A 4,423-nucleotide genomic window follows, 5' to 3' on the forward strand; every position below is an offset into this window, starting at 1 on the left:
ACTACAACCTAGAACGGCAACACTCGCGACTAAACGACATCCCGCCAGTGCTCTTCGAGCAACTGGCGGCTCAGGCTCCTACACCGGTGTCCAGAAAAGCTTGACCACTGCAATTCATCGGCGAACGGGTGCTTGCGTCAAACTGGCCCGCTGCCGCGGGATCGCCGATGAATCGGCTCCTACAAAGGAATGCTCGTCAGCTACGCGGTTTGAAATGCAGCGGTTGCGCTTCCGTTTTCACCGTCGGCGTCGGGCCGCAGCTGCCGCATGAGCCGCAACCATCGCCGCAACTGCCGGTCGCCGCGGCGGGCTGCAAGCGGCGACCGAGCGAACGCAACGCCGCCGAGCGGCCTTCGTGATTGAGGCTGGCCGAGATTCGCGCCATCGCGCGCGTGGAGGTCTTTGGCAAAAGCTTGCGGAAAGCCACATACGTCGCCACTGCAACGACCAGCGCGATGATCACGCCCTGGACGATGTCGAACGTGCTCATGAAAGCGCCCTCGCAATCTGGTAGGTGGCGAGCGAGGCGAGATAGGCCAGGCCAAACAGATAGCCGGCCGCCACCGCGACGTTACGCCAGGAATTGGTTTCGCGGCGGATGACCGCCAGTGTGGACATGCACTGCGGCGCGAACACGTACCACGCGAGCAGCGACAGCGCGGTGGCCAGTGACCACTGGTGTGAAATCAGCGGCCCGAGCTGCGAGGCCACCGCATCGTCGCTGCCTGACATCGCATAAACCGTACCGAGCGCGGCGACCGCCACTTCGCGCGCGGCGAGACCGGGCACCAGCGCGACGCAGATCTGCCAGTTGAAGCCGATCGGCGCAAAGACATACTCGAGCAGGCGACCGAGCCGGCCGGCAATGCTGTAATCGATCGCAGGCTGCGTCGCGCCTTCCGGCGCACCCGGGAACGTGGACAGGAACCATAGCAACACGGTCAGCGCGAGGATGATGCCGCCGACGCGCTTGAGGAAGATCAGCGCGCGCTCCCACAGACCCAGCGCGATATCGCGCACGTTGGGCAGGCGGTACGAGGGCAGCTCCATGATCAGCGCGTGCTCGCTCTTGTCCTTGCGCAGGCGCTTCATCACGAAGGCCACGCCAAGCGCACTGAAGATGCCCGCGAAATACAGCGCGAACAGCACGACGCCCTGCAGGTTGAACACGCCCCACACCGCGCGATCGGGAATGAAGGCGGCAATCAACAGCGTGTACACGGGAAGGCGCGCCGAGCACGTCATCAGCGGTGCGACGAGGATCGTGGTGAGGCGGTCGCGTGGATCCTGGATGCTACGCGTGGCCATGATGCCGGGGATCGCGCAGGCGAAGCTCGAGAGCAAGGGGATGAACGCCCTGCCCGTCAGGCCCACGCGAAACATCATCTTGTCGAGCAGGAATGCGGCGCGCGGCAGGTAGCCGGATTCTTCGAGCACGAGGATGAACAGGAAGAGGATCAGGATCTGCGGCAGGAAGACGAGCACGGCGCCGAGGCCGGCGAACACGCCGTCGTTGAGCAGGCTGTGCAACGCGCTGTCACCGGGAAGGAACCCTGTCACCCAGGCGCCGAGGCCGGTGATACCGGCCTGGATACCGTCCATCACCGGTTGCGCCCACGAGAACACCGCCTGGAAGATGAAGAACATCAGCGTGGCGAGGATCAACAGGCCGAATACCGGATGCAACGCCCAGCGATCGATGGCGTCGTCGATGGCCGCGGTATCACGCGGCAACGTCACCGTCTCGGCCAGGATCGAACGCACCTCGGCATGCAGCTGTTCGATGCTGGCGTTGTCGAAGGCAGTAGGAACGATCGTGGGGATGGAGGCGTCGATACGCTCGATCAGCGCCTGAGCGCCGCCACGCTTGATCGCAATGGTCTCGACCACGGGCACGCCGAGCCGGCGCGAAAGCCCTTCGACATCGATGACCATGCCGCGACGACGCGCGGCATCCATCATGTTGAGCGCGAGCACGACCGGGCGGCCGAGACGACGCACTTCAAGCACGAAGCGCAGGTGCAGGCGGAGGTTGGTCGCGTCTGCCACGCAAACGATCAGATCCGGCGCGGCTTCGCCCGGATAACGACCGTGGCAGACGTCGCGGGTGATCGCTTCGTCGGGGCTGGTCGCATCGAAACTGTAGGCACCCGGCAGGTCGAGCACGTGCAGCGTGCGTCCGGAGGGCGCGATGAAACGGCCTTCCTTGCGCTCGACGGTGACGCCGGCGTAGTTGGCAACCTTCTGGCGTCCGCCGGTGAGCTGGTTGAACAGAGCGGTCTTGCCGCAGTTCGGGTTGCCGACCAGGGCGATGCGCATGGATGCCGCGCTCATGCGGTGCCGTCCACGGATACATCCACCCGAGCCGCTTCGGTCTTGCGCAGCGCGAACCGCGTCGAACCGATCTGGATCAGGAGGGGATCGCCACCGAGCGGGCCTCGGGCGACCAGGCGGACCGGTTCGCCCGACACAAAGCCGAGATCGCGCAGGCGCTGGGCGATCGGATCGGCAGGGTGAGCATCTGTAACGGTCTGGACCACGGCATTTGCACCTTTCGGTGCTTCTGAGAGGCGCAACGGGGCATACTCAAATAAGAACTGTTCGCATTGTACGCCTGTCGCTATTGCCCTGCACAGAAGTAAGAAATCGCTGCCAGTCCCGCCTAGGCAACCCGTATGATCGCCGCCTACGCAAACCGGAGAGAACCCATGTCCGCCGTCCAATTGATCCGCGAGGGAACCCTCGCCCGTCTGGTCATGAATCGCCCCGAGGTCCATAACGCCTTCGACGACGTCCTCATTGCCGACCTGACGGCCGCGCTGGACGGGATCGAAGGCGACGACGGTATTCGGGCCGTGGTGCTTACGGGCGCAGGCGCCAGCTTCTCGGCGGGCGCCGACCTGAACTGGATGCGCGGCATGGCCTCGGCCAGCGAGGCGGACAACCGGGCCGACTCCCTGCGACTGGCCACCCTGATGCGCCGCCTTCAGTTTCTGAACAAGCCGACCGTGGCCCGGGTCAACGGCGCAGCTTTTGGCGGAGGCGTGGGCCTGATCGCCTGCTGCGACATCGCCATTGCCGCCGAGGGGGCGAAGTTCGCCCTTTCCGAGGTCAAGCTGGGCCTCGTGCCGGCCGTGATCTCGCCTTACGTCATCGCCGCCATCGGCCTTCGGCAGGCACGCCGTCTGTTCATCACCGGCGAGATTTTCGGCAGCGACGCGGCGCTGGCCATGGGCCTGGTTCACGAGACGGTCCCCGCCGAGGAACTCGACGCCGCGATCGACCGCGTCGTCGGCCTGCTCGGCAAGGGTGGCCCGATTGCCCAGAACGAGGCCAAGCACCTCGCCCTGGGTATGGGCGGCATGGACGTGGAGGACATGCAGGCAGTGGACGCGGCGAACGCCGCACTGATCGCACAGCTGCGTGTGTCCGCCGAGGGTCAGGAAGGCCTCAGCGCCTTCCTCACCAAGACCCAGCCTTCCTGGCTGCGCTAACCCCTTTCATGTGAGAGCCGCCTCACCTGTGGGAGCCGCTTCAGCGGCGAAAAGCCAACGGAGCGGTGACGCCGCGGCACCCATCGCCGATGAATCGGCTCCCACATTAGCCCGGCACCTACCTAAGCCCAGCCAATATCACCCCAGGACTTTGGGCAGGTCCTTGCCGATTTTCTCCGGCGTATCGGTCGGCGCGTAGCGCTCGACCACCTGCCCGTCGCGGTCGATCAGGAACTTGGTGAAGTTCCACTTGATCCCTTCGGTGCCGAGAAGCCCCTTCTTCTGCGCCTTCATCCAGCGGTACAGCGGGTGCGCGTTTTCGCCGTTGACCTCGATTTTCGAGAACATCGGGAAGCTCACGTCGTAGGTCAGCGAACAGAAATCGCGGATCTCGTTCTCGTCGCCCGGCTCCTGGTGACCGAACTGATCGCAGGGAAAGCCCAGCACTTCGAAGCCCTGGCCCGCATACTGTTTCTGCAATTCCTCCAGCCCCTTGTACTGCGGCGTGAAGCCGCACTTGGACGCGACATTCACCACCAGCAAGGCTTTGCCCCGGTACTCGGCGAGCGAACGTTCGTTGCCCTCGATGTCGCGGGCGGAAAAATCGTAGATGGCGGTCATGCGCGTCTCCGTACGTGGGTGGAATGCCCGGAGTCTACGCCCGCCGCGCCGGCCGTGGCGCGGCTTGGGCTACCATGAGCGCTTTCATCGCCTGTCGGAACCCCCGTGATCCGTTTCGCCGCCGCTTCCAAGTCCTACCGGGTGGACGGAGCACTCGTTCCCGCCCTCGAGCCCGTCGATCTGGTGATCGAACGCGGCGAAGTGTTCGGCATCATCGGACACTCCGGCGCCGGCAAGTCGACCATGCTGCGCCTGATCAACCTCCTCGAACGGCCTACCGCCGGGCGAATCTTCGTCGAGGGCAACGA

6 protein-coding genes are annotated in these 4,423 nt (G+C 64.8%); 2 read left to right on the forward strand and 4 right to left on the reverse strand.

Translation table 11 applies throughout. The annotated features are described in order from the left end of the window. Positions 1–196: 196 nt before the first annotated feature. Genes AC1DSN_RS18905 through AC1DSN_RS18915 form a run of 3 tightly spaced genes read right to left on the reverse strand, consistent with a single transcriptional unit; the run spans position 197 to position 2,576 of the window. Positions 197–490: a DUF6587 family protein gene (locus AC1DSN_RS18905; protein ID WP_063573241.1), complete on the reverse strand. Its 294-nt coding sequence runs from the start codon at positions 488–490 to the stop codon at positions 197–199. Next, positions 487–2,334 (reverse strand): ferrous iron transporter B, encoded by a 1,848-nt coding sequence (feoB, locus tag AC1DSN_RS18910; protein WP_063573240.1) that lies wholly within the window; start codon positions 2,332–2,334, stop codon positions 487–489. The genes AC1DSN_RS18905 and feoB overlap by 4 nt, the downstream gene beginning before the upstream one ends. Beyond that, positions 2,331–2,576 carry a FeoA family protein gene (locus AC1DSN_RS18915; protein ID WP_477298860.1) on the reverse strand — a complete coding sequence of 82 codons (246 nt, stop codon included), beginning with the start codon at positions 2,574–2,576 and terminating at the stop codon, positions 2,331–2,333. Before AC1DSN_RS18915 ends, feoB begins: the two co-directional genes overlap by 4 nt. Before the next feature lie 132 nt (positions 2,577–2,708). On the opposite strand from AC1DSN_RS18915, the gene AC1DSN_RS18920 reads away from it, so the two are divergent. Then, on the forward strand, positions 2,709–3,494 hold the full coding sequence (locus AC1DSN_RS18920; protein ID WP_477297805.1) for an enoyl-CoA hydratase-related protein: 786 nt from the start codon (positions 2,709–2,711) through the stop codon (positions 3,492–3,494). Between the two features lie 138 nt (positions 3,495–3,632). Here the strand turns inward: AC1DSN_RS18920 and AC1DSN_RS18925 are convergent, their stop codons facing one another. Next, on the reverse strand, positions 3,633–4,115 hold the full coding sequence (locus tag AC1DSN_RS18925) for a glutathione peroxidase (protein WP_213947671.1): 483 nt from the start codon (positions 4,113–4,115) through the stop codon (positions 3,633–3,635). Between the two features lie 105 nt (positions 4,116–4,220). On the opposite strand from AC1DSN_RS18925, the gene AC1DSN_RS18930 reads away from it, so the two are divergent. Continuing rightward, positions 4,221–4,423 (forward strand): ATP-binding cassette domain-containing protein (locus tag AC1DSN_RS18930; RefSeq protein WP_477332210.1); only part of this gene is annotated, 203 nt, incomplete at its 3' end.

The organism is Luteibacter sp. P4_D7_3, assembly GCF_056401735.1.

Bases quoted from the DNA above. Each gene is read 5' to 3' on its own strand.
- AC1DSN_RS18905 (WP_063573241.1), bottom strand. From the start codon at position 490: ATGAGCACGTTCGACATCGTCCAGGGCGTGATCATCGCGCTGGTCGTT.
- feoB (WP_063573240.1), bottom strand. From the start codon at position 2,334: ATGAGCGCGGCATCCATGCGCATCGCCCTGGTCGGCAACCCGAACTGC.
- AC1DSN_RS18920 (WP_477297805.1), top strand. From the start codon at position 2,709: ATGTCCGCCGTCCAATTGATCCGCGAGGGAACCCTCGCCCGTCTGGTC.
- AC1DSN_RS18925 (WP_213947671.1), bottom strand. From the start codon at position 4,115: ATGACCGCCATCTACGATTTTTCCGCCCGCGACATCGAGGGCAACGAA.